Raw genomic sequence first — 1,503 nt, forward strand, 5'->3', positions numbered from 1 at the left:
CAAATCGCCGGCACCCTCCCGGCACGCATCACCCACCCCCAGAGCAACCCCCTGTACACCGAAATCGACCAGCAAGGTCGCTACCGGGTCAAATTCCTCTTTGACCGCGACACCTGGCCCGCCGGCCGCGAAAGCAAATGGCTGCGTCAGGCCCGTGCCTACGCCGGCGACACCTACGGCCTGCACCTGCCGCTGATCGCCGGCACCGAAGTGGCCATCGCTTTCGAGCAGGGTGATCCGGATAGACCCTACATTGCCCACGCCTTGCATGATGACCAGCACCCCGACCTGGTGACCATGCGCAACGACCATCGCAATGTGTTGCGCACACCGGCCAACAACAAGTTGCGCCTGGACGACACTCGGGGGGAGGAGCACATCAAGCTCAGTACCGAGTATGGGGGCAAGAGCCAGCTCAATCTCGGGCATCTGGTGGATGCCAAGAGGGTCAAGCGCGGGGAAGGGTTTGAGCTGCGCACGGATGATTGGGGCAGTCTGCGCGCGGGCAAGGGCGTGTTCATCAGTGCCGATGCGCAGCCCAAGGCGCAAGGTCAGGTGCTGGACATGGACGAAGCCGTGGCCCGCCTGCAACAGGCTGGCGAACAACTGCAACAGCTCTCCACAGATGCGCAGACCGCCAAAGCGGATCCGGCCGACGTCGCCGCGCAACTAAACCTGCTGCGCCAGGATCTGGAACAGCTCAAATCCCAGGTCCTGCTGCTCAGCGCCCCGCAAGGCATCGCCTTGACCAGCGGAAAACACCTGCAACTGGCGGCCAGGGACAATCTGATGCTCAACGCCGGCGGCGAGGCGGACCTCAGCGTGATCAAGCGCCTGTTCATCGGCGTGGGGCAGGGGGTGAGCCTGTTCGTGCGCAAGCTCGGTATCAAGCTCATCGCCAACCAGGGCTCGGTGAGCGTGCAGGCTCAGAACGATCGCCTGGAGTTGATCGCCCGGCATGGTCTGGACATCACCAGCACCGAAGATGAAATCCACATCACGGCGAAAAAGAAAATCGTCCTCAACGGCGGCGGCAGTTACTTCAGCCTGGACGAATGCTGCATCGAGTCGGGCACGGCGGGCGATCACAAGGTCAAGGCGGCGCATTTCACCTACAGCGGCCCGGCGAACATGAAGGCCACGCATCCGGACTACCCCAAAATCCTGTCAAAAGAAATGATCAGCCTGAGCCTGGCGCCCACCCCAAACGCCTCCAGCCACGGTTGGGCCGGCATGCCCTACACGCTGTTGGCCGACGGCGCCGTACTCAAAAAAGGCGTGCTGGACAAGACCGGCCTCATATCAATTAACCATCAGGTGGTGACCCGAGGCTACCGCGTGGTCCTGGCCAACGGCACCGTTTACCAGATCCCGGTACCGACCGAGTACCGAAATGCCGAGCAGGCGGTACTCGCCAATCAGGGTTTGCATAACCACCCCTCGCAAACCGATACCAGTGTCAATCAGCCCGCTTCGCACACCGATCATCGCGGACAGTACGCC

General features: G+C 62.2%; 1 protein-coding gene. It reads left to right on the forward strand.

Translation table 11 applies throughout. From position 1 onward, the window contains the following. Positions 1-1,503 (forward strand): DUF2345 domain-containing protein (locus AC07OG_RS26300; protein WP_495068507.1); only part of this gene is annotated, 1,503 nt, incomplete at both ends.

The organism is Pseudomonas sp. GW821-FHT09H03 (assembly GCF_059415945.1).